We start from the raw sequence: 23,881 nt of genomic DNA on the forward strand, positions 1-23,881 counted from the left end.
AGGCTCTTGGTGCCGCGCGCGCGGGCGTGGCCTAATGGTCACCATGCCCCAGCTTCGCTCCCGCACCTCGACCCACGGCCGCAACATGGCCGGCGCCCGCGCCCTGTGGCGCGCCACCGGCATGGAGACCTCGGACTTCGGGAAGCCGATCATCGCGATCGCCAACTCGTACACCCAGTTCGTCCCCGGCCACGTCCACCTCAAGAACATGGGCGACCTCGTCGCCGGAGCGGTGAAGGAGGCGGGCGGCATCGCCCGCGAGTTCAACACCATCGCCGTGGACGACGGGATCGCCATGGGCCACGGCGGCATGCTCTACTCGCTGCCCAGCCGCGATGTCATCGCCGACAGCGTGGAGTACATGGTCAACGCCCACTGCGCCGATGCGATCGTGTGCATCTCCAACTGCGACAAGATCACCCCCGGCATGCTCATGGCCGGCATGCGCCTGAACATCCCGGTCATCTTCGTCTCGGGCGGGCCGATGGAGTCCGGCAAGCCCGTCGAGGGCGTGGTCGACCACCGCCTGGACCTCGTGGACGCGATCGCCCTGTCGGTGGACGACTCGGTCACCGACGCCCAGCTCGCCGAGATCGAGGACAACGCTTGCCCGACCTGCGGCTCCTGCTCGGGCATGTTCACCGCGAACTCCATGAACTGCCTCACCGAGGCGCTGGGCCTGTCCCTGCCGGGCAACGGCACGACGCTGGCCACCCACGCCCTGCGCAAGGAGCTGTTCCTGCGCGCGGGCCGCACCATCGTCGAGATGTGCCGGCGCTACTACGGCGAGGACGACGAGTCCGTGCTGCCGCGCAACATCGCCACCAAGGCCGCGTTCACCAACGCCATGAGCCTGGACGTCGCCATGGGCGGCTCCACCAACACGGTGCTGCACATCCTCGCCGCCGCCATCGAGGGCGAGATCGACTTCGGCCTGGAGGACATCGACCGGCTCTCCCGCTCGGTGCCGTGCCTGTCCAAGGTCGCGCCCAACGGCACCGCCCACATCGAGGACGTCCACCGCGCCGGAGGCATCCCCGCCATCCTCGGCGAGCTGGACCGCGCCGGTCTGCTGGACCACTCCGTCCACTCCGTGCACTCCCCGGACCTGCAGAGCTGGCTCGCCGACTGGGACATCCGCGGCGGCAGCGTCACGAAGGAGGCCCGCGCCTTCTTCCACGCGGCCCCCGGCGGCGTGCGCACCACGCAGGCGTTCTCGACCACGAACATGTGGGAGGAGCTGGACGTCGACGGCGAGAACGGCGTGATCCGCTCGGTCCCGAACGCCTTCACCAAGGACGGCGGGCTGTGCGTGCTCAAGGGCAACCTCGCCGAGGACGGCGCGATCATCAAGACCGCCGGCATCACCGAGGACCTGTTCCACTTCGAGGGCACCGCCGTGGTCTGCGAGTCCCAGGAGGAGGCGGTCCAGAAGATCCTCGACAAGACCGTCAAGGCGGGGGACATCGTCGTGATCCGCTTCGAGGGCCCCCAGGGCGGCCCCGGCATGCAGGAGATGCTCTACCCGACGTCCTTCCTCAAGGGGCGGGGCCTGGGCAAGGCGTGCGCCCTCATCACCGACGGCCGCTTCTCCGGCGGCACCAGCGGCGTGTCCATCGGCCACATCTCCCCGGAGGCCTCCGAGGGCGGCACCATCGGCCTCGTCGAGGACGGGGACCGCATCATCCTCGACGTCGACAAGCGCCTGCTCCAGCTGGACGTGCCGCAGGAGGAGCTGGACCGCCGCCGCGCGGCCCGGGGACCCCTGCCCTGGCGTCCGAAGAACCGCGAGCGCCAGGTCAGCCAGGCGCTGAAGGTCTACGCCCATCTGGTGCGCTCGGCGACCTACGGCGCCACCCGCCGGCCGCTGGACTGAGCGGCCAGCACCGCCGCAAGGCCCTCCCGGAGGTCCGAGACGAAGTGCTCGGGAACCTCGAGCGAGGGGAAGTGCCCTCCGGCCTCGGGCGTGCACCAGCGGACGATCCTCCGGCAGCGCACCTCCGCCCACGGCCGGGGGCACTTCTCGATGTCTGCCGGGTACATCGTGATCGCGGCCGGGACGTGCACGCGCAGCTCCGGGTCCATCGCGCTGTGGCTCTCGGCGTAGATGCGTGCGGCCGATGCGCCGGTGCGCGTCAGCCAGTACAGGGTCACGTCGTCCAGGAGACGGTCGCGAGACATCGTCTCGAACGGGCTGTCGTGGGTGTCGGACCATTCGGCGAATTTATCGAGGAGCCAGGCGAGCAGACCCACCGGCGAGTCCACGAGCGCATATCCGATGGTCTGAGGACGGGCCGCCTGCTGCTTCGCGTACGCGCCCCGCGGACCACGGTAGAAGTCCCGGGTCTGCTGCGCCCAGTCCCGCTCCTCGCGCGTCAGCCCGTCGAGGGACAGCCCGGGCGGGGCGTCGGCGAAGGTGGTGTGGATGCCCAGGACATGCTCGGGGAACCGCCCGGCCAGAACCGTGGTGATGTTCCCGCCCCAGTCGCCGCCATGGGCGAGGAAGCGGTCGTAGCCGAGGCGGCCCATCAGCTCGACCCAGGCCGCGGCGATCCTCTCCGTCCCCCAGCCCGGGGCGGCGGGCCGGTCGCTGAAGCCGAAGCCCGGCAGCGACGGGACGACGACATGGAAGGCCGGGGCGTCCGGATCGCGGGGCTGCGCCAGCTCCTCCACGAGGTGCGCGAACTCCGCGATGCTGCCCGGCCAGCCGTGGGTCAGGATCAGCGGCACGGCGTCCGCATGGGATGACCGGCGGTGCAGGACGTGGATCCCCAGGCCGTCGATGATCGTGCGGAACTGGCCGATCCGGTCCAGGCGGTCCTCGAAGGCCCGCCAGTCGTAGCCGGTGCGCCAATGCTCGACCAGGGCGGTGAGATCGGCGAGGGGGACTCCCTGGCTCCAGCGTCCCGGTCCGGGCGGGGCACCGGCCACCGTCTCGGGCTCGGGCAGACGCGCTGCGGCGAGCCGGGAGCGCAGGTCCTCGAGGTCCGCCTCGGGGGCGCGGAAGGAGAAGGGGTGCACGGCGGCGTCCATGGCACTCGACCGTACCCGGCGCGTCAGGCTCCGAGCACCGCCTGGTAGCGGTCCACGACGACCTCGGCCACCAGCGGATGATCGCCCAGGGGGCCGGCCAGGACATCGGCCCCGGCGTGCTCGAGCAGTCCGTGGAAGTAGCCGGGGGCCAGGAGGTAGTTCGCGAGCGCGACGCGGCGGCCCTCCGCCCTGGCGGCGGCCACGGCCTCGGGGACCGAGGGGCTCGCCGCGGCGATGTGGGCGAGGGTCACCGGCCGCTCGAGGTGCTCGGAGAGCAGCGCGGCCATCTCCTCGGCCATCGCCTGGCCGGCCGGGTCGCGGGTGCCGGCCGCGGCCATCACCACGGCGTCCCCGGCGCGGGCCCCCGCCTCCTGCAGGCGCTGGCCCATCACCTCGGCGAGGCGCCGGTCCGGGCCCATCGGCGCGGCGGCGACCGCATCGCGGCCGGCGACGGCGTCGGCGATGTCATGGCCCACGTGGATCCCGGTGGACAGCAGCAGCGGCACCACCACCGCGGCGGCGATGCCCTCGGACTCCCGGGTGCGGATCTCGCCGCGCGGCGGGGCGAGGGAGCGCACGACGTCCACGAGGTCGGGCGACTGCACGTCCACGTAGGCCTCGCGCAGGGGGACGTCCGGCAGCTGCTCGCGCACCCGCATCATGAGCGCGCGCACCACGTCGCGTCCTTCCCGGGAGCGGGTGCCGTGCGCGCAGGCGATGAGATAGGGGGCGCTCGGGACCTCGGGCGCGCCGGGGGCGGCGGGCCCGGGCTCGACCGCCTCGCGGCCCGAGCCGTGCGACGGCCCGGGTTCCTCGTGGGGTGCGAGGAAGCCGGCCGCCGCGGTGCGGCCCACCACGATCACGGCGGGGGAGGCGATGCCCTCGCGGCGGGCGACCTCGACGATGGTGCCGAGGGTCCCGCGGGCCTCGCGCTGGCCGGGCAGCGTCGCCTCCTGCACGATGGCGACCGGGGTGTGCGGGTCGATGCCGCTCAGCAGCGCCTGCGACACGAGCCGGGGCAGCCACTCGACGCCCATCATGAGCACGGTGGTGGTGCCCGGGTCCGCCAGGGCGGCGAGATCGGCGGGTCCCAGGTCCCCGTGGGCGTTGACGATGTGGGCGGCGACGGCGGTGCCGCGATGCGTCAGGGGCACGTCCCCGGCGGCGGGGCCGGCGATCGCCGAGGTCACCCCGGGCACGACCTGCACCGGGATCCCGGCCGCGCGGCAGGCGAGGACCTCCTCGCCTCCGCGGCCCAGCACGAAGGGGTCCCCGCCCTTGAGGCGCACCACGCGGTGCCCGGCCGATGCCGTGCGCACCAGCAGCTCGCCGATGGCCCGCTGCGGCAGCGAATGGCGGCCGGGGGCCTTGCCGACCTCGATCACCTCGACGCCCTCTCCCAGCATGTCGGCGAGGTCCCGCGGCCCGAGACGGTCGACCACGACGACATCGGCCTGGCGCAGCAGGGCGAGGCCGCGCACGGTGATGAGGTCCAGGGCGCCCGGCCCGCCGCCGACGAGGGCGACCTCGCCGTCCCCGAGGCGGGCGCCGCTGAGGGCGGCGGGGTCCAGCGGGTCGAGGGCGTCGGGGCGGGGCGATGCGGTCACGGGTGTCCTCGCAGGGGTCGGGGGCCGGGTGGGGGAACAGTATCCGGGCTCGGCGCTCGGCCGCGCCCCGGATCAGGGGGAGGACCCTGATCGTGACCTGGGTCAGGCGATCTCGGCCGGCACCGGGGCGGGGGCGGCGGGCGCGCTCTCGGGCGACCGCGCCGCGCGCCGGTGGCGCAGGACGGTGCGGGCCAGCACGCCCAGGCAGGCGATGACGATCCCGGCGTGCGCCAGGGCGGCGGCGCCGCCGGGCAGCCCGGCCGCGGCGAGCACGGTCCCGGCGTTCAGGGAGATGATCAGGGTGCCGACGCACACGCCGAGGACCGGTGCGGGCAGGCGCCCGGCCAGGCGTGCGGCGAAGGGCGCGGCGATCACGCCGCCGGCCATCAGGGCGAGGATCATGCCCAGCGGGAACCCGCCGACGCCCAGCCCCAGCACGAAGCCGATGCTCGCGCTCGCGGTGACGACGAACTCCGCCGTGCACACCGAGCCGATCACGCGCCGCGGCGCGGCGGCGCCGGTGGTGAGGAGGGTGGAGGTGACCACCGGGCCCCAGCCGCCCCCGCCGGTGGCGTCCACCAGCCCGCCCACCATGCCCAGCGGCACCAGCAGGCGGGAGCGGGGCGCGGCGGCGGCCTCCGAGGCGGCCGCCGCACGGCGCCGCACGAAGCGGATGATCACCAGGACGCCGAGCACCAGCAGCAGCAGGGACATGACGGGCGCGGCCGCCGCGGTCGACAGGTACGACAGCAGCACCGCGCCCGTCAGCGCCCCGATCCCGCCGGGGACGGCCAGGCGCAGCACGATGCGCGGGTCCACGTTCCCAGCCCGCCAGTGGCTCGCCCCGGAGGCCAGGGTCGTGCCGAGCTGTGCGACCTTGACCGAGGCGCTGACCAGCGCCGGAGCCATGCCCGTGGCCAGCAGCAGCGAGGCGGAGGTGATGCCGAAGCCCATCCCCAGGGCGCCGTCGACCGTCTGCGCCAGCAGACCGGCCAGGCCGGTCAGCAGCAGCTCCAGGGGCACCTCAGGCTCGCAGCTCGGCGCCGACCATGCCGGCGGCCAGGGTGGTGCCGTCGTGCGGATCGATGACGATGAAGGAGCCGCCCTCGCGGGTGAGTCCGTACGGCTCCAGCGGCAGGGGCTGCGCGAAGGCGAGATCCACCTGCACCAGGTCGTTGAGCTCGGCGATCTCCGCCGGCTCCACCGTCAGGGAGGAGACGTCCAGGCGCTCGCGGATGCCCAGCGCCCGGGCCTGCACCGTCCGGGTGCCGTGCTTGACCAGCAGCCGTGCACCGGGGCGCAGGGCCTGGGGGGAGAGCCAGCACAGCACCGCGGAGGACTGGTCGGTCTCCCGCGGGGCGTCGCCCCCGGCGAGCAGGTCGCCGCGGGAGATGTCCAGCTCGTCGGCCAGGCGCAGCGTGACCGAGAGCCCGGCCTCGGCGCGGTCGACGCTGGTGCCGGCGCGGTCGATGCCGACCACGGTGCTGCGCATGCCGGAGGAGGCCACGCTCACCTCGTCGCCGACCGAGACGGCGCCCGAGGCGATCATCCCGGCGTAGCCGCGGTAGTCCACCAGCAGCGGGTCCACGGCGCCCTGCTGCGGCCGGATGACCAGCTGCACGGGCATGCGGAAGGGGCCCTCGAGGAGGTCCTCGGACGGCTCCAGGGTCTCCAGCAGCTCCAGCAGGGTGGGGCCCGAGTACCACGGGGTCCGCTCGGACGGCGTGACCACGTTGTCGCCCAGCAGCGCCGAGACCGGCACGACGTGCAGGTCGCGCAGGCCGGTGGCCTCGCCCACGGCCTCGAGGTCGCGGAGGACCTGCGCATGCACGGCCTCCGGCTGCTCGACGAGGTCGATCTTGTTCAGCGCGACGACCACGTGCGGGACCCGCAGCAGCGCCGCGATGGCCAGGTGGCGACGGGTCTGCTCGACCACGCCGTTGCGGGCGTCCACCAGCACGACCACGACATCGGCCGTGGAGGCGCCGGTGACGGTGTTGCGGGTGTACTGCACGTGGCCCGGCGTGTCCGCCAGGACGTAGGAGCGGTCGGCCGTCGCGAAGTAGCGGTAGGCGACGTCGATGGTGATGCCCTGCTCGCGCTCGGCGCGCAGGCCGTCGGTGAGCAGCGCCAGATCGGCGAGCTCGCCCTTCCAGCCGCGCTTGCGGCTGGCGGCCTCGACGGAGGCGAGCTGATCGGCCAGCACGGACTTGGTGTCGTGCAGCAGGCGGCCGATGAGCGTGGACTTGCCGTCGTCGACGCTGCCGGCCGTGGCCAGGCGCAGCAGGGTCGAGGTGCGGGCGGGACGGTCCTCGAGGCGACCCGGGAGGATGTCGGCGGTGGTCATCAGAAGTAGCCCTCCTTCTTGCGGTCCTCCATGGCGGCCTCGGAGAGGCGGTCATCGGCGCGGGTGGCCCCGCGCTCGGTGACGGTGGTGGCGGCGACCTCGGCGATCACGGCCTGGACATCGGCCGCGTCCGAGAGGACGGCTCCGGTGCAGGACATGTCCCCGACGGTGCGGTAGCGCACCGAGCGGATCTGCGGGACCTCGCCCTCGCGCACCTCGACGTGCTCGCCGGGGTGCAGCAGCATGCCGTCGCGCTCGATGACCTCGCGCTGGTGCGCGTAGTACAGCGGCGGCAGCTCGATGCCCTCCCGGGCGATGTAGCGCCACACGTCCAGCTCGGTCCAGTTCGACAGCGGGAAGACCCGCACGTGCTCCCCGGGGCGGTGGCGCGTGTTGTACAGGTGCCACAGCTCGGGGCGCTGGTTCTTGGGGTCCCAGTGGCCGAAGGCGTTGCGCAGGCTGAAGATGCGCTCCTTGGCCCGGGCCTTGTCCTCGTCGCGGCGGCCGCCGCCGAAGACGGCGTCGAAGCGCCCGGCCTCGATGGCGTCCAGCAGCGGGACGGTCTGCAGCGGGTTGCGGGTGCCGTCGGCCCGCTCCTGGAGCCGGCCGTCGTCGATGTAGTCCTGCACGGAGGCGACCACCAGCTCGATCCCGAGCTTCTCGACGGTCCGGTCCCGGAACTCGAGCACCTCCGGGAAGTTGTGGCCCGTGTCGACGTGGAGGACGGGGAAGGGGACGGGGGCGGGCCACAGGGCCTTGGCCGCCAGATGCAGCATCACCACGGAGTCCTTGCCGCCGGAGAAGAGCATCACGGGCCGCTCGAGCTCGGCCACCACATCGCGGATGATGTGGATGGCCTCGCTCTCGAGGGCGTCGAGGAGCGAGGCGTGCTCCGTGGAGACGCCCGGGTGCTGGGCGGTCGCGGTCATCGGTCCTCCTGGTCGGGGGTCACGGAGACGAGGGAGAGCGCGGCGATGGGGGCGGCGCCGCTCGCCGGGGTGGCTGTCTGGGCGGGGGAGTCCCCCGGGTGGAGGCCGCACTCGGTCTTGGCCGAGCCGGCCCAGCGGCCCGCGCGCGGGTCCTCGCCGGGGGCGACGGGCCGCGTGCAGGGCGCGCAGCCGATGCTCGGGTAGCCCTGGTGGATGAGCGGGTTCTCCGGCAGCGCGTGCTCGCGCGAGTACGCCATCAGGCGCTCGAACGACCACAGCACCAGCGGGTTGATCTTCACCAGGCCGAAGGCTTCGTCGTAGGTGACGAGCGGGGCGTTGGCGCGGGTGGGCGCCTCCTCGCGGCGCACGCCGGTCACCCAGGCGTCGTAGCCGGACAGGGCCTTGCGCAGCGGGTCCACCTTGCGCATGGCGCAGCAGGCGGCCGCGTCGCGGGCGTGCAGGCGGGCCCCGAAGGCGGCGTCCTGCTCGGCGACGGTGCGCTCGGGCATCACGTCCACGACGTTCACGTCCAGCTCCTTCGCGACCCGGTGGCGGGTGGCGAGGGTCTCCGGGAAGTGGTAGCCGGTCTCCAGGAACAGCACGTCCACGCCGGGGGCGCGACGGGAGACGACGTGGGGGAGCACGGCGTCGGCCATCGAGCAGGCCACCGCGAGGGAGGATCCGAAGGTCTCGGCAGCCCAGGCGGAGACGGCCAGGGCCAGCTCCTCGGGGTCCAGCTCGTCCTCCAGGCGCGCGAAGCGCGCGGAGGCGTCCTCGGCGAGGGCGCGCAGGCGGGCCGTGCGCTCCTCGGGGGTCTCGGTCGTCGGCTCGGTGGTCATCGCAGATCCTCCTCATCGGCGCGGTGCGTCCAGGCGGCGAACGACTCCGCCGGCTCTCGCTTCTCCACGAAGCGTCGCACAACGCGCTCGATGTAGTCCGGAAGGTCGGTCGCGGTGACCTTGTGGCGCCGCAGGGTGCGTCCCAGCTGCGCCTCCTCCGTGTCGGTCGAGGCGAGGGATCCGCCCAGGTGGACCTGGAAGCCGGGGACCTGCTGGCCGTCGTCGGTGGTGACGATCTGGCCCTTGAAGCCGATGTCCGCGGTCTGGATCCGGGCGCAGGAGTTGGGGCAGCCGTTCACGTGGAGGCTCAGCGGCTGGTCCAGCTGGGGGGTGAGGTCCGCCAGGCGCTCCTCGAGGCGGTCGATCACGCGGGCCGCGGTGTCCTTGGTGTCCACGATGGCCAGCTTGCAGTACTCGATGCCGGTGCAGGCGATGGTCGAGCGGCGGAACGGGCCGGGCCGGGTGGACAGCCCCAGCTCCTCGAGGCCGGCGACGGCGTCCTCGACGCGGTCCGCGGGCACGCCCAGGAGCACGAGCTTCTGGTGGGCGGTCAGGCGCACGCCGTCCGCGCCGAGCTCCTCGACGAGGTCGCCCAGGCGGGTCAGCAGCCCGCCGCCGACGCGGCCGACGGTGGGGGAGGCGCCGATGTACGAGCGGCCGTCCTTCTGCAGGTGCACCCCGACGTGGTCGCCCGGGGAGGAGGAGCGCTCCGGCGCCGGCCCGTCGGCCAGGGCGTAGCCGAGGTACTCGGTCTCCAGCACCTCGCGGAACTTCTCGGTGCCCCAGGCCTCCAGCAGGAACTTCAGGCGGGCCTTGTTGCGCAGGCGGCGGAAGCCGTAGTCGCGGAAGATCCGCACCACGCCGTGCCAGACGTCGGCGGCCTGGTCCTCCCGGACGAAGGCGCCCAGGCGCTCGCCGAGGCGCGGGGTGGTCGACAGCGCGCCGCCGACCCACAGGTCGTAGCCGGGGCCGAGCTCGGGGTGGACGACGCCGACCAGGGAGATGTCGTTGATCTCGTGGACGACGTCCAGGCTCGGGTGGCCGGTGATCGCGGTCTTGAACTTGCGGGGCAGGTTCGCCAGCTCCGGATCGCCGATGTAGCGGCGCTTGATCTCCGCGATCACCGGGGTGGGGTCGATGATCTCGTCGGCGGCGACGCCGGCGACGGGGCTGCCGAGGAAGCCGCGGGGCGTGTCGCCGCAGGCGGTGGTCGTGGACAGGCCCACGGTGTCCAGGCGGTCCCAGATGGCGGGGACGTCCTCGACCCGGATCCAGTGGTACTGGATGTTCTGGCGATCGGTGATGTCCGCGCTGCCGCGGCCGAAGTCGGTGGAGATGCCTCCCAGGACGCGCAGGGCGCGGGCGGACAGCAGCTCGCCGTCGCTGCGCACGCGGAGCATGAAGTAGCGGTCCTCGAGCTCGTGCGGCTCGAGCTGCGCGGTGCGCCCTCCGTCGATGCCGGGGCGGCGCTGGGTGTACAGGCCCCACCAGCGGAAGCGACCGTGCAGGTCGTCCCCGGAGATGGAGTCGAATCCCTCGCGGGAGTAGATCTTCTCGATGCGCTCGCGCACGTTCAGGCCGTTGTCCTCGGCCTTGAACTCCTCGTTGTGGTTGAGCGGATCGGTGCCGTCCACGAGCCACTGGCCCTGCGGCTTCCCGGAGCGGGAAGGGCGGACGCGGGGCGGCGCGGGGACGTCGGCGGACGGGTTCGTCGATGGGGCGGTGTCGACCATACTGGCCATAATGCGGCGTTATGTGCCTGGGGCACAAGTCGTTATGTCCCTGCGTGAACACGGATGCGATGTGCGTCTCGCGATCCGGACGGACGGTGCGGCACGGGGCGGCCGCCGTATGGTTGCGGCATGCAGATGATCCTCCTCGTAGTTCCCGAGCGCGGCTGACGCCCTCTCGGTACTTCGAGCACGTCATCCGCGCGCCCCTCAGGAGCCCCAGGCCGAGGGGCTTTTTCGTGTCCGAATCCGGGCGCGGGACGGAGGGGCTCCCGGGCACGGCCGCCCATGCACCCCGTCCCGAGACGACGAAGGAGTTCCGATGACCGGACAGCAGATGACCGGCGCGCAGTCGCTGGTCGAGTCCCTCGAGCATGCTGGGGCCGAGGTCGTCTTCGGCCTTCCCGGCGGCGCGATCCTGCCCACCTACGACCCGCTGATGGACGCCAAGAAGCTCCGTCACATCCTGGTGCGCCACGAGCAGGGCGCCGGGCACGCCGCCAGCGGCTACGCCCACGCGACCGGCAAGGTCGGCGTGTGCCTGGCCACCTCGGGCCCGGGCGCGACCAACCTCATCACCGCGATCGCCGATGCGCAGATGGACTCCATCCCGATGGTCGCGATCACCGGCCAGGTCGGCTCGACCTTCATCGGCACCGACGCCTTCCAGGAGGCGGACATCGTCGGCATGACGATGCCGGTGACGAAGCACAACTTCCTCGTGCGCGACGCCGCGGAGATCCCCTCCGTGATCAAGCAGGCCTTCCACATCGCCTCCACCGGCCGGCCCGGCGCCGTGCTCGTGGACGTCACCAAGGACGCCCAGCAGGCGATGACGGAGTTCTCCTGGCCCGAGGGCCTGGACCTGCCCGGCTACCGCCCGGCGCCCTCGCCCCACCACAAGCAGATCCGCGAGGCGGCGCAGATGCTGCTCGAGGCGAAGCGCCCCGTGTTCCTCCTCGGCGGCGGCGTGCTGCGCGGGCGGGCCTCCCAGGAGGTCGCCGAGCTGGTGGACGTCTCCGGCGCCCCCTTCGTCACCACCCTCATGGCCCGCGGCGCCCTGCCCGACTCGCACCCCTCCCACCTGGGGATGCCCGGCATGCACGGCACCGTCTCCGCGGTCTCCGCGCTGCAGCGCGCGGACCTCATCGTGGCCATCGGCGCCCGCTTCGACGACCGGGTCACCGGCCGGCTGGACTCCTTCGCGCCCGGCGCGAAGATCGTCCACGCCGACGTGGACCCGGCGGAGATCTCCAAGAACATCGAGGCCGATGTGCCGATCGTCGGCGAGGCCCGCGAGGTCGCCGCCTCGCTCGCCGCCGAGGTGCGCGCCCGCCTGGCCGAGGCCGAGTCCGATCCGCGCGACTACGAGGCCTGGTGGAGCACGCTGCGGATGCTGCGCGACACGTACCCGCTGGGCTGGACGGCCACGGCCGACGGCCACTCCGCCCCCCAGCACGTGATCTCCCGGATCGGCGAGATCTCCGGCCCGGAGTCGATCTTCGTCGCCGGCGTCGGCCAGCACCAGATGTGGTCCAGCCAGTTCCTGCGCTTCGAGAACCCCTTCACCTGGATCAACTCCGGGGGACTGGGCACGATGGGCTACTCCGTGCCCGCCGCCATGGGCGCGCAGGTCGGACAGCCCGGGAAGACGGTGTGGGCGATCGACGGCGACGGATGCTTCCAGATGACCAACCAGGAGCTCGCCACCTGCGTCATCAACAACATCCCGATCAAGGTCGCGGTCATCAACAACTCGAGCCTCGGCATGGTGCGCCAGTGGCAGAACCTGTTCTACGACAAGCGCTACTCGAACACCGACCTCAACACCGGTCACGGCACCGTGCGGGTGCCCGATTTCGTCAAGCTCGCGGACGCCTACGGCTGCGCGGGGCTGCGCTGCGAGCGCGACGAGGACATCGATGCGACGATCGAGGCCGCCATGGAGATCGACGACCGCCCCGTGGTCGTGGACTTCACGGTCAGCGCCGACGCGATGGTGTGGCCGATGGTGCCCGCCGGCGTCTCCAACGACGAGATCCAGATCGCCCAGGGCATGAGCCCCGAGTGGGAGAGGGACATCTGACCATGGACCACAGCACCACCAACCCCGAGACCACCCAGACCCTCTCGGTGCTCGTCGAGAACAAGCCCGGCGTGCTCATGCGCGTCTCGGCCCTCTTCGCGCGGCGTGGGTACAACATCGCCTCCCTCGCGGTCGGGCCGACCGAGCACCCCGAGATCTCCCGGATCACGGTCGTCGTGGACGTCGCCGAGCACCCGCTCGAGCAGATCACCAAGCAGCTCAACAAGCTCGTCAACGTGCTCAAGATCGTCCAGCTCGAGCCGCGCCAGTCCGTCCAGCGCGAGCTGCTGCTGGTGAAGGTCCGCACGGACAACACCACCCGGACCTCCGTGCTGGAGATCGTCCAGATGTTCCGTGCGAAGGTGGTGGACGCCTCCCCGGACGCCGTCACCATCGAGGCCACCGGCGTGGACGACAAGATCACCGCGATGCTCTCGATGCTGGAACCCTTCGGCATCCGCGAGATCGTGAAGTCCGGCGCGGTGGCGATCTCCCGCGGCGGGCGGTCCATCACCGATCGGACCCTCCTGTCCTGACACCGCGGCGTCTCGCATCCGGAGACGTCCTCTCAGAACGTAAGACGCACAGCGATAGGATCCCTCCCATCGCCGGTGCCGCCCTGCGGCACCTGACCAGCACCGACCAGACGAAGGAGCCACACCGTGGCAGAGATGTTCTACGACGACAACGCCGACCTCTCGATCATCCAGGGCAAGAAGGTCGCCATCATCGGCTTCGGCTCGCAGGGCCACGCCCACGCGCTGAACCTGCGCGACAGCGGCGTCGAGGTGCGCGTGGGCCTGCGCGAGGGCTCGAAGTCCCGCGCCAAGGTCGAGGAGCAGGGCCTGGGCGTGGGCACCCCCGCCGAGGTCTCCGAGTGGGCTGACCTCATCATGATCCTCACCCCGGACCAGGACCAGCGGAAGGTCTTCGCCGAGTCGATCGCCCCCCACCTCAGCGAGGGCAAGGCGCTCGCCTTCGCCCACGGCTTCAACATCCGCTTCGGCTACATCGAGGTCCCCGCGGGCGTCGACGTGCTGCTCATCGCGCCCAAGGCCCCCGGCCACACCGTGCGCCGCGAGTTCGTCGCCGGCCGCGGCATCCCGGACATCGTCGCCGTCGAGCAGGACGCCACCGGCCAGGCCTGGGACGTGGCCCTGTCCTACGCCAAGGGCATCGGCGGCACCCGCGCCGGCGTCATCAAGACCACCTTCACCGAGGAGACCGAGACCGACCTCTTCGGCGAGCAGGCCGTGCTGTGCGGCGGCATGAGCCACCTGGTGCAGGCCGGCTTCGAGACCCTCAGCGAGGCCGGCTACCAGCCGGAGATCGCCTACTTCGAGGTGCTGCACGAGCTCAAGCTCATCGTCGACCTCATGTGGGAGGGCGGCATCGCCAAGCAGCGCTGGTCGATCTCCGACACCGCCGAGTTCGGCGACTACGTCTCCGGCCCGCGCGTGGTCACCGACGAGACCAAGGCGAACATGAAGGCCATCCTCGCGGACATCCAGTCCGGCGCCTTCGCCAAGCGGTTCATCGACGACCAGGACAACGGCGCCGTCGAGTTCCAGGAGCTGCGCGAGAAGGAGGCGCAGCACCCGATCGAGACCGTCGGCAAGGACCTGCGCAAGATGTTCTCCTGGAGCGCGCAGTCCGTGGACGAGGACTACACCGAGGGCAGCGCCGCGCGCTGATCCCCGGCCCCGCAGCGCAGAGCCCCGCCCCGAGCAGATCGCTCGGTGCGGGGCTCTGCGCCGTCCTCAGCGGTCCTGGCTGCGACGCAGCACCTGGGTGACCAGAACGCCCGCCGCTGCGGTGATGCCGAGGCTCCACAGGATCGGGGGCAGCAGCTGGACGTCGGCGCCGCCGATCAGCAGGGCCCGCAGGGCGTCCACGAGCGGGCCCATCGGCTGGTGCTCGGCCACCGGTCGCAGCCAGGAGGGCATCGTCTCCGTGGGGACGAAGGCGCTCGAGAGGTAGGGCAGGAACAGCAGCACGAAGCCGTAGCCGCTGGCGGCCTCGGGGCTGCCGGCGATCATGCCGATGCCGGCGAACAGCGCGGTGATCGCGAGGATCCACAGGGCCACCAGGATGACCACGAGCGCCCAGCGACCGGGCCCGGCGGTGGGTCGGAATCCCAGCGCGAGGGCGACCGCGATCACGATCGCGGTGGCCAGCAGGTTGCGCAGCACGCTCGCGGCCACATGTCCGACCAGGACGGTCCAGGAGCGGATCGGCAGGGTGCGGAACCGCCGCATCGCCCCCAGGTGCAGATCGCGGTTCACGGCGACCGCCACCGAGGAGGCGCCGAAGCCCGCGCAGGTGAGGATCACCCCGGGCACCACGAAGTCGATGTAGCCGTCGTCGAGGATCGCGCCGCCGAAGACGTAGGTGAACAGCAGGAGCATCATCACCGGCAGGGCGACGGCCATCACCAGCCCTTCCCCGTCGCGCAGGCTGTGACGCAGGCTGCGGCCGATGAGGACGGTGCCCGAGCGCAGCGGGCCGGTGCCGCGCACGCGCGGCGCGTCCAGGGCGGTCATGCGGCCACCTCCGGGGTGCCGTGGGCGAGGGCGAGGAAGGCGTCGTCGAGGGTGGGGGAGCGCAGGGCGACGGTCAGGTCCTGATCCGCGGGGCCGAGCTGGGCCAGGGCGCGGGTCAGGGACGCCGCGGTGCCGTCGGTGTCGGCACTGCGGACCTCGGCTCCCGTGGCGTCCTGCAGCACCAGGCGCTGCCCGCCGACGGCGGCGGTGAGCTCCGCGGCGGTGCCGTCGGCGACGATCCGCCCGTCGCGCAGGATCGCGATCCGGTCGGCGAGGGCCTCCGCCTCGTCGAGCGTCTGCGTGGTCAGCAGCACCGTCGTCCCGGCGGCGGCCAGGGCCCGCACATCGTCCCAGACGCGGCGGCGGCTCACCGGGTCCAACCCGGTGGTCGGCTCGTCGAGGAACAGCACGGCGGGGCGCGAGAGCAGCGAGGCCGCCAGATCCAGGCGCCTGCGCATGCCGCCGGAGTAGGTCGCGACCCGTCGCCGACCGGCCGATGCGAGATCCATCTGCTCGAGCAGGGCATCCGCGCGTCGGCCCGCGTCGCGGCCCAGGCCCAGCAGACGGCCGATCATCACGAGGTTCTCCCGCCCCGTGAGCAGCTCGTCCAGCGTCGTCTCCTGGCCGGTGACCGCGAACAGCCTCCGGGCCCCGGCCGGGTCGCGGAGCACGTCGACCCCGCCGATCCGTGCGCGTCCGCCGTCCGGGCGCACCAGGGTGGTGAGGATCGACACGAGGGTCGTCTTGCCGGCTCCGTTCGCGCCGAGCAGCGCGAGCACGCCGGCCTCGTGGGTGAGGTCCACCCCGCGCAGCACGGGGTGCGCATAGCTCTTGGAGATGTCGTCGATCTCGATGGCGGCGTCCATGGCCGTCCCCCTTCTGTCTGCGTCGCACACGGTATGCGACATACACAGTATGTATCGCACGCAGAAGCCGCGCAACGCCCACTGCGTATGTCGTACGCTGTGCGCATGTCCGAGGAGCAGCACGACGGGGTCTCCCGTCTGGTCGCCATGGCCTGGGGGGTGGCGACCGCGCCGCAGCGCGGGCCCCGCCGGGAGCTCAGCCACGAGCGGATCGTCGAGGCCGCGATCGCGATCGCCGATGCCGAGGGGCTCGCGGCGGTGACCATGCAGCGCGTCGCGAAGACCTTCGGGTTCACCACGATGGCCCTGTACCGCTACGTCTCCTCCAAGGACGATCTGCACCAGCTCATGCTCGACGCCGTGGTCGGGGACGACTGGGCGGTCGAGGACGAGGACTGGCGCACCGGGCTCGAGCAGTGGGCTCGCACCATCGCCGCCGGCTACGCGCGCCACCCCTGGGCGCTGGATCTGCCCCTGTCCTCGGAGACGCTCCTCATGCCGGGCCAGGTCCATGCTGTGGACCAGGGGATGCGGGCCCTGCGCACCCTGACCGCCCCGCCGGAGGCCAAGCTCGGCGTGCTCATGGCGGTCGCGGTGCAGGTGCGGGGCTTCGCTGCGCTGGGGCGTGACGTCTCCGGCGACGGAGGCGCCGTGGCGGAGCCCACGCGGCGCCTGCTGCGCGAGATCGTGGCCCAGGGGCGGTTCCCCGACGCCCGCGCCGTCATCGACTCGGGTCTCTTCTTCGGGGAGGCGGGCCTGGAGGCCGGGGGCGACGACGATCTGGGCGTGGCCCTGCAGCTGCTGATGCCCGGCATCGAGGCCGTCCTCGACGGCTCCTCGACCGGTGCCGCCCCGCCCGCGCCGCTGGACGATCCCGCGGCGCGCCTCACCGCCGCACAGGAGGAGCTCGCCGCCGTCACCGCCCTGCGCAAGGCCACCCAGCGCCGTGTCCGCGAGCTCGAGAAGCGTGAGGACCGGGCGCGTCGAGCCCGGGACGAGGCGCGCGCCGCCGCGAAGGCCGCGGCTCGTGCCGCCGCCCGTGCCGACGGGAGCAGTCTCGGATCCTGACCCCGGTATCCGCATGGCGGACACCGACGTATCCTGTGCGCGGACCCAGACCGGCTTCCGCGAGCCGCACCCCACCCGGAGGTAACACCTGTGACGCGTCCCGTCGTTCTCCTCGCCGAGGAGCTCTCGCCCGCCACCCTCGACGTGCTCGGCAGCGGCGTCGACATCCGCCATGTCGACGGCACCGACCGCCCCGCCCTGCTCGCCGCGGTGGCCGAGGCCGACGCCCTCCTGGTGCGCTCGGCGACCTCCGTGGACGCGGAGGTCTTCGCGGCCGCCCGGAACCTCTCCGTCGTCGCCCGCGCGGGCGTGGGCCTCGACAATGTCGACGTGCCCGCCGCCACGGCCAACGGCACCATGGTCATCAACGCCCCGACCTCCAACATCGTCTCCGCGGCGGAGCTCGCGGTGTCGCTGATCCTCGCCTCGCTGCGCAACATCTCGCGCGCGGACGCCTCGGTGAAGTCCGGGAAGTGGGAGCGCAAGCAGCTCACCGGCGTCGAGCTGCTGGGCAAGACCGTCGGCGTGGTCGGCTTCGGCCGCATCGGCCAGCTGGTCGCCGAGCGCCTGCGCCCCTTCGGCGTGCACCTGCTCGCCTACGACCCCTACGTCAACCACACCCGCGCCGCGGAGCTCGGCGCCCGCGTCGTCGAGCTCGACGAGCTCATGCGCGAGGCCGACGTGGTCACCGTCCACATGCCCAAGACCCCGGAGACCACCGGCCTCATCGGGGCGGAGGAGTTCGACCTCGCCAAGCCGAACCTCCACGTCGTCAACGCCGCCCGCGGCGGGCTCATCGACGAGGAGGCCCTCTACCAGGCCCTCGTCGAGAAGAAGATCGCCGGCGCGGCCCTGGACGTGTACACCTCCGAGCCGCCCTCGACCTCGCCGACCGCCGCGAAGCTCCTCGAGCTGGACTCGGTCACCCTCACCCCGCACCTGGGCGCCTCCACCGCCGAGGCGCAGGAGAAGGCCGGCGTGGCCGTCGCCCACTCGGTGCGCCTGGCGCTGGCCGGCGAGCTCGTGCCCGACGCGGTCAACGTCGCCGGCGGCGCGATCGACGACGAGGTCCGCCCCGGCATCGCCCTCGCCGACCGCCTGGGCCAGATCTTCACCGCCCTCGCCGACTCCGGGCCGGAGCTGCTCGAGATCGTCGTGCGCGGAGAGATCGCCTCCCGCGACGTCACCGCGATCAAGCTCTCCGCGCTGCGCGGCGTCTTCCGCAACATCGTCACCGACCAGGTCAGCTACGTGAACGCCCCGGTGCTGGCCGAGGAGCGCGGGATCCGCGTCGACCTCGTCACCGAGGAGGACTCGGACACCTTCCGCAACGTCGTCCAGGTGCGCGGCACCCTGCGCGACGGCGAGGTCGTCTCCGTCTCCGGCACCCTGTCCGGCGTCAGCCAGGTCCACAAGCTCGTCGAGCTCGGCGGGCACGCCCTGGACACCCCGCTGTCGGACCACCTGCTGGTGATCCGCTACGAGGACCGCCCCGGACTGGTGGGCCGCTACGGCGCGCTGCTGGGCGAGAACGATGTGAACATCGCCGGCATGCAGGTCTCCCGCGCGGGGGACTCGGGATCCGAGGCCCTCGTGGTCCTGAACCTGGACGAGGCCGTCCCGCACGAGCTTGCCGAGGCGATCGGTGCCGAGATCGGCGCCGTGTCCTGCCGCGCCGTCGACGTCAGCTACTGAGCACGAGGAGATCCACCCCATGAGCAGCACCGTTCTCGACCTCGCCGTCATCGAGGGCGACGGCATCGGCCACGAGGTCGTCCCCCAGGGCCTGCGGGTCCTCGAGGCCGCCCTCGAGGGATCCGGCATCGAGGTCCGCACCACCGGCTACGACCTGGGCGCGGGCCGCTGGCACCGCACCGGGGAGACCCTCACCGACCAGGACATGGAGGCCCTCGCCCAGCACGACGCGATCGTGCTCGGCGCCGTCGGCGACCCCGACGTCCCCTCCGGCGTCCTGGAGCGCGGCCTCCTGCTGAAGCTCCGCTTCGGCTTCGACCACTTCGTCAACCTCCGCCCGACCCGCCTGGTGCCGGGCGTCTCCTCGCCGCTGGCCGATCCCGGCGAGGTCGACTTCCTCGTCGTCCGCGAGGGCACCGAGGGCCCCTACGTCGGCAACGGCGGCGCCATGCGCGTGGGCACCGACCTCGAGGTCGCCACCGAGGTGTCGCTGAACACCGCCGTCGGCGTCGAGCGCGTGGTCCGCTACGCCTTCGCGCAGGCGGAGCGCCGCCGGAAGAAGCTGACGCTCGTGCACAAGCACAACGTGCTCGTCCACGCCGGCCACCTGTGGCGCCGCATCGTCGAGCGCGTCGGCGCCGAGCACCCGGACGTCGCGGTCGACTACGCGCACGTGGACGCGGCCACCATCTACATGGTCACCGATCCCTCGCGCTTCGACGTGATCGTCACCGACAACCTCTTCGGCGACATCCTCACCGACCTGGCCGCCGCCATCGGCGGAGGCATCGGCCTGGCCGCGAGCGCCAACATCAACCCCACCGGCGACTTCCCGTCGATGTTCGAGCCCGTGCACGGCTCGGCCCCGGACATCGCCGGCCAGGGCCTCGCCGATCCCACCGCGACGGTGCTCTCGGTCGCGCTGCTGCTGGACCACCTCGGCCACGCCGAGGCGGCCGGCCGCGTGCGCGCCGCGGTCGACGCGGACCTCGCCGTCCGCGCGGACCTCGGCGCCCGCTCCACGAGCGAGGTCGGCAACGCCCTCGTCGCGGCCGTACGATCGGCCTGACGCCCCCATCCCGGGGTGCCGGGCCCGTCCCGGCACCCCGCCCCGCCACCCCTACGCCCTCCGAGGAGTCCCGATGACCGCGCTCACCTTCCCGCTGGCCGATGCTGCACGTCGCATCTCGCAGGAGGAGCGCGATGCCGTCCTGGCCGCCCCCGGCTTCGGACAGCACTTCACCGACTTCATGGCCCACGCCCGCTGGAGCATCGACGGAGGCTGGCACGGGGGAGAGCTGATCCCCTTCGGGCCGATCAGCCTCTCGCCCGCCACCGCGGTCCTCCACTACGCCCAGGAGATCTTCGAGGGGATGAAGGCGTTCCGCCACGCCGACGGCTCGGTGTGGACGTTCCGCCCCGAGAAGAACGCCGAGCGCCTGCAGCGCTCCGCCCGCCGCCTGGCGCTGCCGGAGCTGCCCACCGAGGACTTCCTCGCCTCGGTGCGGGAGCTGGTCGCGGCCGACGAGCCGTGGGTGCCGACCGCCGGGGGCGAGGCGGGGGAGGCCTCGCTGTACCTGCGCCCGTTCATGTTCGCCTCCGAAGAGTTCCTCGGCGTGCGCGCCGCCCAGCAGGTCGACTACTACGTCATCGCCTCCCCGGCGGGGAACTACTTCCCCCGCGGGGTGCAGCCGCTGGTCGTGTGGATCACCGACGCCTTCGCCCGCGCCGGCGCCGGGGGCACGGGCGCCGCCAAGTGCGGCGGCAACTACGCCTCCTCCCTGCTGGGCAAGCGCGAGGCCGCCCAGAACGGGGCCGACGAGGTCCTCTTCCTGGACTCCGAGACGCACACCGCCATCGACGAGCTCTCCGGCATGAACGTCTTCGCGCTCACCCGGGACGGCCGGATCGAGACCCCGACCCTGACCGGGTCGATCCTCGAGGGCGTCACCCGGGACTCGCTGCTGCGCCTGGCCGCCGACCGCGGCCTCGAGGTCGTCGAGACGCGGATGGTCGCCGAGGACGTCCTCGCCCGCGTCGCCTCCGGCGAGATCACCGAGATGTTCGCCTGCGGCACCGCGGCCGTGATCACCCCCATCGGCGAGTTCCGCTCCCCGCAGGGCGCGTGGACCGTCGGCGACGGCGGCTCCGGCGAGCTCACCCTCGCGCTGCGCTCGGAGCTGACCGACATCCAGTACGGCCGTGCCGAGGACCGCTACGGCTGGCTGACCCGGCTCGTCTGAGCCGATGGCGTGCGCTCGCCCCGCGCACGCGAGACCGAGACCCCTAGGAGGCCGAGGATGTCCGCCCCGCATCCCGCACCCGTGACCCCGCCCCGGCAGGACCACGCCTTCCACCTGTACGACACCACGCTGCGCGACGGCTCCCAGCAGGAGGGCCTGACGCTGTCGGTCGCCGACAAGATGGCCGTCGCCCGCCTGCTCGACGAGCTGGGCGTGACCTACATCGAAGGCGGATGGCCCGGCGCTGTCCCCAAGGACACCGAGTTCTTCCGCCGGGCCCAGCACGAGCTGACCCTGCACAGCGCCCGCCTGGCCGCCTTCGGCGCGACGCGCCGCGCCGGGGTCCGCGTGGAGGAGGACGAGCAGGTCCGCGCCCTGGTCGAGGCGAGCACCCCCACCATCACCCTGGTGGCGAAGTCGGACATCCGCCACGTCCACGGCGCCCTGCGCACCACCGGCGAGGAGAACCTCGCCATGGTCCGCGACACCGTCGCCCACCTGGTGGGCCTCGGGCGGGAGGTGTTCGTGGACGCCGAGCACTTCTTCGACGGCTTCCGGGCCGATCCCGAGCACGCCACGGCCGTCGCCCTGGAGGCCTTCGCCGCGGGCGCCGCGGCCGTGGTCCTGTGCGACACCAACGGCGGGATGCTGCCCCATGACGTGGCCGAGATCGTCGCGGAGCTGCGCTCCCGCCTCGAGGCCGCGGGCGCCGGCGAGGGCCGCCTGGGCGTGCACACCCACAACGACTCGGGCTGCGCGGTCGCCAACGCCCTCACCGCGGTGCGCGGCGGGATCACCCACGTGCAGGGATGCGTGAACGGCTACGGGGAGCGCACCGGCAACGCGGACCTCGTGACCATGCTGGCGGACCTCCAGCTGCGGATGGGCGTGGAGCTCGTCCCCGCGGAGTCGCTGGGCGAGGCGACCCGCATCGCCCACGCCATCGGCGAGATCGTCAACATGGCGGCCTCCCCGCGCGCGCCGTACGTCGGCGCCAGCGCCTTCGCCCACAAGGCGGGCCTGCACGCCTCCGCGATCCGGGTGGACCCGGATCTCTACCAGCACATCGACCCGCGCCTGGTCGGCAACGACATGCGCATGATCATCTCCGAGATGGCCGGGCGCGCCTCCATCGAGCTGAAGGGCCGCGAGCTCGGCTTCGACCTCACGGGCGAGAAGGCCCTGCTGGCCCGCCTCGCCGCGCGCGTCAAGCAGCGCGAGGCGGAGGGCTACTCCTACGAGGCGGCCGATGCCTCCTTCGAGCTGCTCCTGCTGGACGAGATGGGCCGCGTGCCGCGCTACTTCGAGGTCGAGTCCTGGCGCACCACCTCCCACCAGCTGCGCGACGGCGGCCTCGAGACGGAGGCGACCGTCAAGCTCGCCCCGTCCCCGACGGCCGGCGACGACGACGCCGCGGGCCGGCGCACCGTCACCATCGCCGAGGGCAACGGACCGGTCAATGCGCTGGACACCGCCCTGCGGGCCGCGCTGCGCTCGCGCTTCCCGCAGGTGGACGACTTCGAGCTGATCGACTTCAAGGTCCGCATCCTCGATGCGCACCACGGCACCGACGCCACCACCCGTGTGCTCGTGCGCACCGCCGGGCTGGGGCTGGAGTTCCAGACGGTCGGCATCGGCCCGAACCTCATCGAGGCCTCCTGGGAGGCCATCACCGACGCCTACACGTACGGATTCCACAAGGCCGGGATCTGAGCGCCGGGCCGCGCCCCTGACCCCGCCTGGTCCGCGACGGTCAGTCGCCGGCCGCCCCCCCCCCCTGAATCCGGCGCCTCCGCGACGAACGGTCACCCGGGCTTCCCTCTGCGCCTCGCAGGGGGAAGTCCGGGTGACTGTCCGCGCCGGGGAACCGGCTCGTGGACCGGCGCGGGAGCCGCGAGAGCCGAGGCTGCGGGAGCCCGGGCCGAGCTCAGATCTGCAGCTCGCCCATCGTGTCCCAGCCCTCGCCCTCGACCTGCCGCGAGATGATCCTCGGGGTCTCGCGCAGGTGCGGGCGCATCGCCTCCAGCCCCTTCGCGAAGTGGTCGCTGTTCACGTGCGGTGCGGCGCCCTCGTCGGTGAACGCCTCGACCAGGACGAACTCGAGCGGGTCCTCGAGGCTGCGGGACCATTCGAAGAAGAGGTTGCCCTCCTCCGCCCGCGTCGCCTCGGTGAACTCGCGGACGGCCTCGGGGAACGCCTCGGCGCTCTCGGGCTTGACGGCGTACTTGACGACGATGACGTACATCAGGGCTCCTCCTGGCAGGGATCGGGAATGTGCGGTCCCGACCAGCATTCCAGAAGCCGGTCGGCTACTGTGACGGCCATGACCCATCTCGTGCTCACGGCCATCGGCGACGACCGGGAAGGACTGGTCTCCGCGCTGTCGCGGACCGTCGAGTCCCATGGCGGGAACTGGCTGGACAGCCAGTTCTCCCACCTGGCAGGGAAGTTCGCCGGCATCGTCCTGATCGAGATCCCGGCCTCCGGGGTCCAGGAGCTCACCGCGGCCGCCGCCGCGCTCGAGGGCGAGGTCGGCCTCGCGGTCGAGGTGACGCAGGGCCGGGCCCAATCCCCGGAGGCCGCGGAGGCTCCGGCATCGGCCGCCGATGCGCAGGCCGCCCGGGCGGTGGCCGTGCGCCTGGTGGGCCTGGACCGCCCCGGGCTGGTCCGTCAGATCTCCACGGCGCTGGCCGAGCAGCGGGTGAGCATCGGCAGCTTCCGGTCCTGGACCTCGAGCGCGCCGCAGGGCGGCGGCGTGCTGTTCGAGGCGGAGTCCGTGGTGAGCGTCCCCGCCGGGCTGGAGATCGAGGTCGTGCGTGCCGCGCTCGAGCCGATCGCCGACGAGCTGATGGTCGATCTGGAGCTGGACGAGCAGGCCTGAGACGCCGCCGCGGC

20 protein-coding genes are annotated in these 23,881 nt (G+C 72.7%); 10 read left to right on the forward strand and 10 right to left on the reverse strand.

Going from position 1 to position 23,881, the window contains the following annotated elements:
* Positions 1–43 precede the first annotated feature (43 nt).
* Positions 44–1,876: a dihydroxy-acid dehydratase gene (gene ilvD / locus BF93_RS00370; RefSeq protein ID WP_038370416.1), complete on the forward strand. Its 1,833-nt coding sequence runs from the start codon at positions 44–46 to the stop codon at positions 1,874–1,876.
* Here the strand turns inward: ilvD and BF93_RS00375 are convergent.
* The 7 genes from BF93_RS00375 to BF93_RS00405 form a co-directional block, all read right to left on the reverse strand.
* Positions 1,846–3,033, reverse strand: coding sequence for an epoxide hydrolase family protein (locus BF93_RS00375; protein WP_038369984.1), 1,188 nt, complete (start codon positions 3,031–3,033; stop codon positions 1,846–1,848). The genes ilvD and BF93_RS00375 overlap by 31 nt on opposite strands.
* Positions 3,034–3,056: 23 nt before the next feature.
* A complete protein-coding gene (gene cobA, locus BF93_RS00380) occupies positions 3,057–4,640 on the reverse strand; it encodes a uroporphyrinogen-III C-methyltransferase (protein ID WP_232226137.1) in 1,584 nt (527 codons plus the stop codon).
* Positions 4,641–4,742: 102 nt separating this feature from the next.
* The gene (locus BF93_RS00385; RefSeq protein ID WP_051486337.1) at positions 4,743–5,663 is read right to left on the reverse strand and encodes a sulfite exporter TauE/SafE family protein; all 921 of its coding nucleotides are present in this window, start codon (positions 5,661–5,663) and stop codon (positions 4,743–4,745) included.
* Between the two features lies 1 nt (position 5,664).
* Positions 5,665–6,987 carry a sulfate adenylyltransferase subunit 1 gene (locus tag BF93_RS00390; protein ID WP_051486338.1) on the reverse strand — a complete coding sequence of 441 codons (1,323 nt, stop codon included), beginning with the start codon at positions 6,985–6,987 and terminating at the stop codon, positions 5,665–5,667.
* On the reverse strand, positions 6,987–7,916 hold the full coding sequence (cysD, locus tag BF93_RS00395) for a sulfate adenylyltransferase subunit CysD (RefSeq protein ID WP_038369985.1): 930 nt from the start codon (positions 7,914–7,916) through the stop codon (positions 6,987–6,989). The genes BF93_RS00390 and cysD overlap by 1 nt, the downstream gene beginning before the upstream one ends.
* A complete protein-coding gene (locus BF93_RS00400; protein ID WP_038369986.1) occupies positions 7,913–8,755 on the reverse strand; it encodes a phosphoadenylyl-sulfate reductase in 843 nt (280 codons plus the stop codon). The genes cysD and BF93_RS00400 overlap by 4 nt, the downstream gene beginning before the upstream one ends.
* On the reverse strand, positions 8,752–10,488 hold the full coding sequence (locus BF93_RS00405) for a nitrite/sulfite reductase (RefSeq protein ID WP_038369987.1): 1,737 nt from the start codon (positions 10,486–10,488) through the stop codon (positions 8,752–8,754). The genes BF93_RS00400 and BF93_RS00405 overlap by 4 nt, the downstream gene beginning before the upstream one ends.
* Before the next feature lie 319 nt (positions 10,489–10,807).
* Here BF93_RS00405 and BF93_RS00410 point away from each other — a divergent pair, with 319 nt between their 5' ends.
* The 3 genes from BF93_RS00410 (at position 10,808) to ilvC (ending at position 14,265) form a co-directional block, all read left to right on the forward strand.
* The gene (locus BF93_RS00410; protein WP_038369988.1) at positions 10,808–12,571 is read left to right on the forward strand and encodes an acetolactate synthase large subunit; all 1,764 of its coding nucleotides are present in this window, start codon (positions 10,808–10,810) and stop codon (positions 12,569–12,571) included.
* Positions 12,572–12,573: 2 nt separating this feature from the next.
* Entirely contained in the window at positions 12,574–13,107 is a 534-nt protein-coding gene (gene ilvN / locus BF93_RS00415) for an acetolactate synthase small subunit (RefSeq protein WP_051486339.1), read from the forward strand.
* A 126-nt stretch (positions 13,108–13,233) separates the two neighbouring features.
* Positions 13,234–14,265: a ketol-acid reductoisomerase gene (gene ilvC / locus BF93_RS00420; protein WP_038369989.1), complete on the forward strand. Its 1,032-nt coding sequence runs from the start codon at positions 13,234–13,236 to the stop codon at positions 14,263–14,265.
* A gap of 66 nt (positions 14,266–14,331) precedes the next feature.
* On the opposite strand, the gene BF93_RS00425 is transcribed toward ilvC, so the two are convergent.
* Complete coding sequence (locus BF93_RS00425) at positions 14,332–15,114, reverse strand: ABC transporter permease (RefSeq protein ID WP_038369991.1); 783 nt, start codon at positions 15,112–15,114, stop codon at positions 14,332–14,334.
* Positions 15,111–15,980, reverse strand: coding sequence for an ABC transporter ATP-binding protein (locus tag BF93_RS00430; protein ID WP_038369992.1), 870 nt, complete (start codon positions 15,978–15,980; stop codon positions 15,111–15,113). The genes BF93_RS00425 and BF93_RS00430 overlap by 4 nt, the downstream gene beginning before the upstream one ends.
* A 105-nt stretch (positions 15,981–16,085) precedes the next feature.
* On the opposite strand from BF93_RS00430, the gene BF93_RS00435 reads away from it, so the two are divergent.
* The 5 genes from BF93_RS00435 to cimA all read left to right on the forward strand — a co-directional run bounded on the left by BF93_RS00435 (position 16,086) and on the right by cimA (position 22,699).
* The gene (locus tag BF93_RS00435; RefSeq protein WP_198025312.1) at positions 16,086–17,048 is read left to right on the forward strand and encodes a TetR/AcrR family transcriptional regulator; all 963 of its coding nucleotides are present in this window, start codon (positions 16,086–16,088) and stop codon (positions 17,046–17,048) included.
* A 90-nt stretch (positions 17,049–17,138) separates the two neighbouring features.
* Complete coding sequence (gene serA, locus BF93_RS00440; RefSeq protein ID WP_038369993.1) at positions 17,139–18,743, forward strand: phosphoglycerate dehydrogenase; 1,605 nt, start codon at positions 17,139–17,141, stop codon at positions 18,741–18,743.
* A gap of 19 nt (positions 18,744–18,762) precedes the next feature.
* On the forward strand, positions 18,763–19,812 hold the full coding sequence (locus BF93_RS00445; RefSeq protein ID WP_038369994.1) for a 3-isopropylmalate dehydrogenase: 1,050 nt from the start codon (positions 18,763–18,765) through the stop codon (positions 19,810–19,812).
* A gap of 73 nt (positions 19,813–19,885) precedes the next feature.
* Positions 19,886–20,986 carry a branched-chain amino acid aminotransferase gene (locus BF93_RS00450; RefSeq protein ID WP_038369995.1) on the forward strand — a complete coding sequence of 367 codons (1,101 nt, stop codon included), beginning with the start codon at positions 19,886–19,888 and terminating at the stop codon, positions 20,984–20,986.
* Between the two features lie 57 nt (positions 20,987–21,043).
* Positions 21,044–22,699 (forward strand): citramalate synthase, encoded by a 1,656-nt coding sequence (gene cimA, locus BF93_RS00455; RefSeq protein WP_051486341.1) that lies wholly within the window; start codon positions 21,044–21,046, stop codon positions 22,697–22,699.
* A gap of 214 nt (positions 22,700–22,913) precedes the next feature.
* Here cimA and BF93_RS00460 read toward each other — a convergent pair whose 3' ends face one another.
* On the reverse strand, positions 22,914–23,231 hold the full coding sequence (locus tag BF93_RS00460; RefSeq protein WP_038369996.1) for a putative quinol monooxygenase: 318 nt from the start codon (positions 23,229–23,231) through the stop codon (positions 22,914–22,916).
* Positions 23,232–23,309: 78 nt separating this feature from the next.
* Between BF93_RS00460 and BF93_RS00465 the strand changes: the two genes are divergently transcribed.
* The gene (locus BF93_RS00465) at positions 23,310–23,867 is read left to right on the forward strand and encodes a glycine cleavage system transcriptional repressor (protein WP_038369997.1); all 558 of its coding nucleotides are present in this window, start codon (positions 23,310–23,312) and stop codon (positions 23,865–23,867) included.
* Positions 23,868–23,881: the final 14 nt, after the last annotated feature.

This window comes from Brachybacterium phenoliresistens (genome assembly GCF_000576425.1).
In the GTDB taxonomy this organism is placed as follows: domain Bacteria; phylum Actinomycetota; class Actinomycetes; order Actinomycetales; family Dermabacteraceae; genus Brachybacterium; species Brachybacterium phenoliresistens.

Bases quoted from the DNA above. Each gene is read 5' to 3' on its own strand.
- BF93_RS00375 (WP_038369984.1), bottom strand. From the start codon at position 3,033: ATGGACGCCGCCGTGCACCCCTTCTCCTTCCGCGCCCCCGAGGCGGAC.
- BF93_RS00400 (WP_038369986.1), bottom strand. From the start codon at position 8,755: ATGACCACCGAGCCGACGACCGAGACCCCCGAGGAGCGCACGGCCCGC.
- BF93_RS00460 (WP_038369996.1), bottom strand. From the start codon at position 23,231: ATGTACGTCATCGTCGTCAAGTACGCCGTCAAGCCCGAGAGCGCCGAG.
- BF93_RS00450 (WP_038369995.1), top strand. From the start codon at position 19,886: ATGACCGCGCTCACCTTCCCGCTGGCCGATGCTGCACGTCGCATCTCG.
- BF93_RS00465 (WP_038369997.1), top strand. From the start codon at position 23,310: ATGACCCATCTCGTGCTCACGGCCATCGGCGACGACCGGGAAGGACTG.
- BF93_RS00430 (WP_038369992.1), bottom strand. From the start codon at position 15,980: ATGGACGCCGCCATCGAGATCGACGACATCTCCAAGAGCTATGCGCAC.
- BF93_RS00405 (WP_038369987.1), bottom strand. From the start codon at position 10,488: ATGGTCGACACCGCCCCATCGACGAACCCGTCCGCCGACGTCCCCGCG.
- BF93_RS00410 (WP_038369988.1), top strand. From the start codon at position 10,808: ATGACCGGACAGCAGATGACCGGCGCGCAGTCGCTGGTCGAGTCCCTC.
- BF93_RS00390 (WP_051486338.1), bottom strand. From the start codon at position 6,987: ATGACCACCGCCGACATCCTCCCGGGTCGCCTCGAGGACCGTCCCGCC.
- ilvD (WP_038370416.1), top strand. From the start codon at position 44: ATGCCCCAGCTTCGCTCCCGCACCTCGACCCACGGCCGCAACATGGCC.
- ilvN (WP_051486339.1), top strand. From the start codon at position 12,574: ATGGACCACAGCACCACCAACCCCGAGACCACCCAGACCCTCTCGGTG.
- BF93_RS00445 (WP_038369994.1), top strand. From the start codon at position 18,763: ATGAGCAGCACCGTTCTCGACCTCGCCGTCATCGAGGGCGACGGCATC.
- cysD (WP_038369985.1), bottom strand. From the start codon at position 7,916: ATGACCGCGACCGCCCAGCACCCGGGCGTCTCCACGGAGCACGCCTCG.
- BF93_RS00425 (WP_038369991.1), bottom strand. From the start codon at position 15,114: ATGACCGCCCTGGACGCGCCGCGCGTGCGCGGCACCGGCCCGCTGCGC.
- cimA (WP_051486341.1), top strand. From the start codon at position 21,044: ATGTCCGCCCCGCATCCCGCACCCGTGACCCCGCCCCGGCAGGACCAC.
- BF93_RS00435 (WP_198025312.1), top strand. From the start codon at position 16,086: ATGTCCGAGGAGCAGCACGACGGGGTCTCCCGTCTGGTCGCCATGGCC.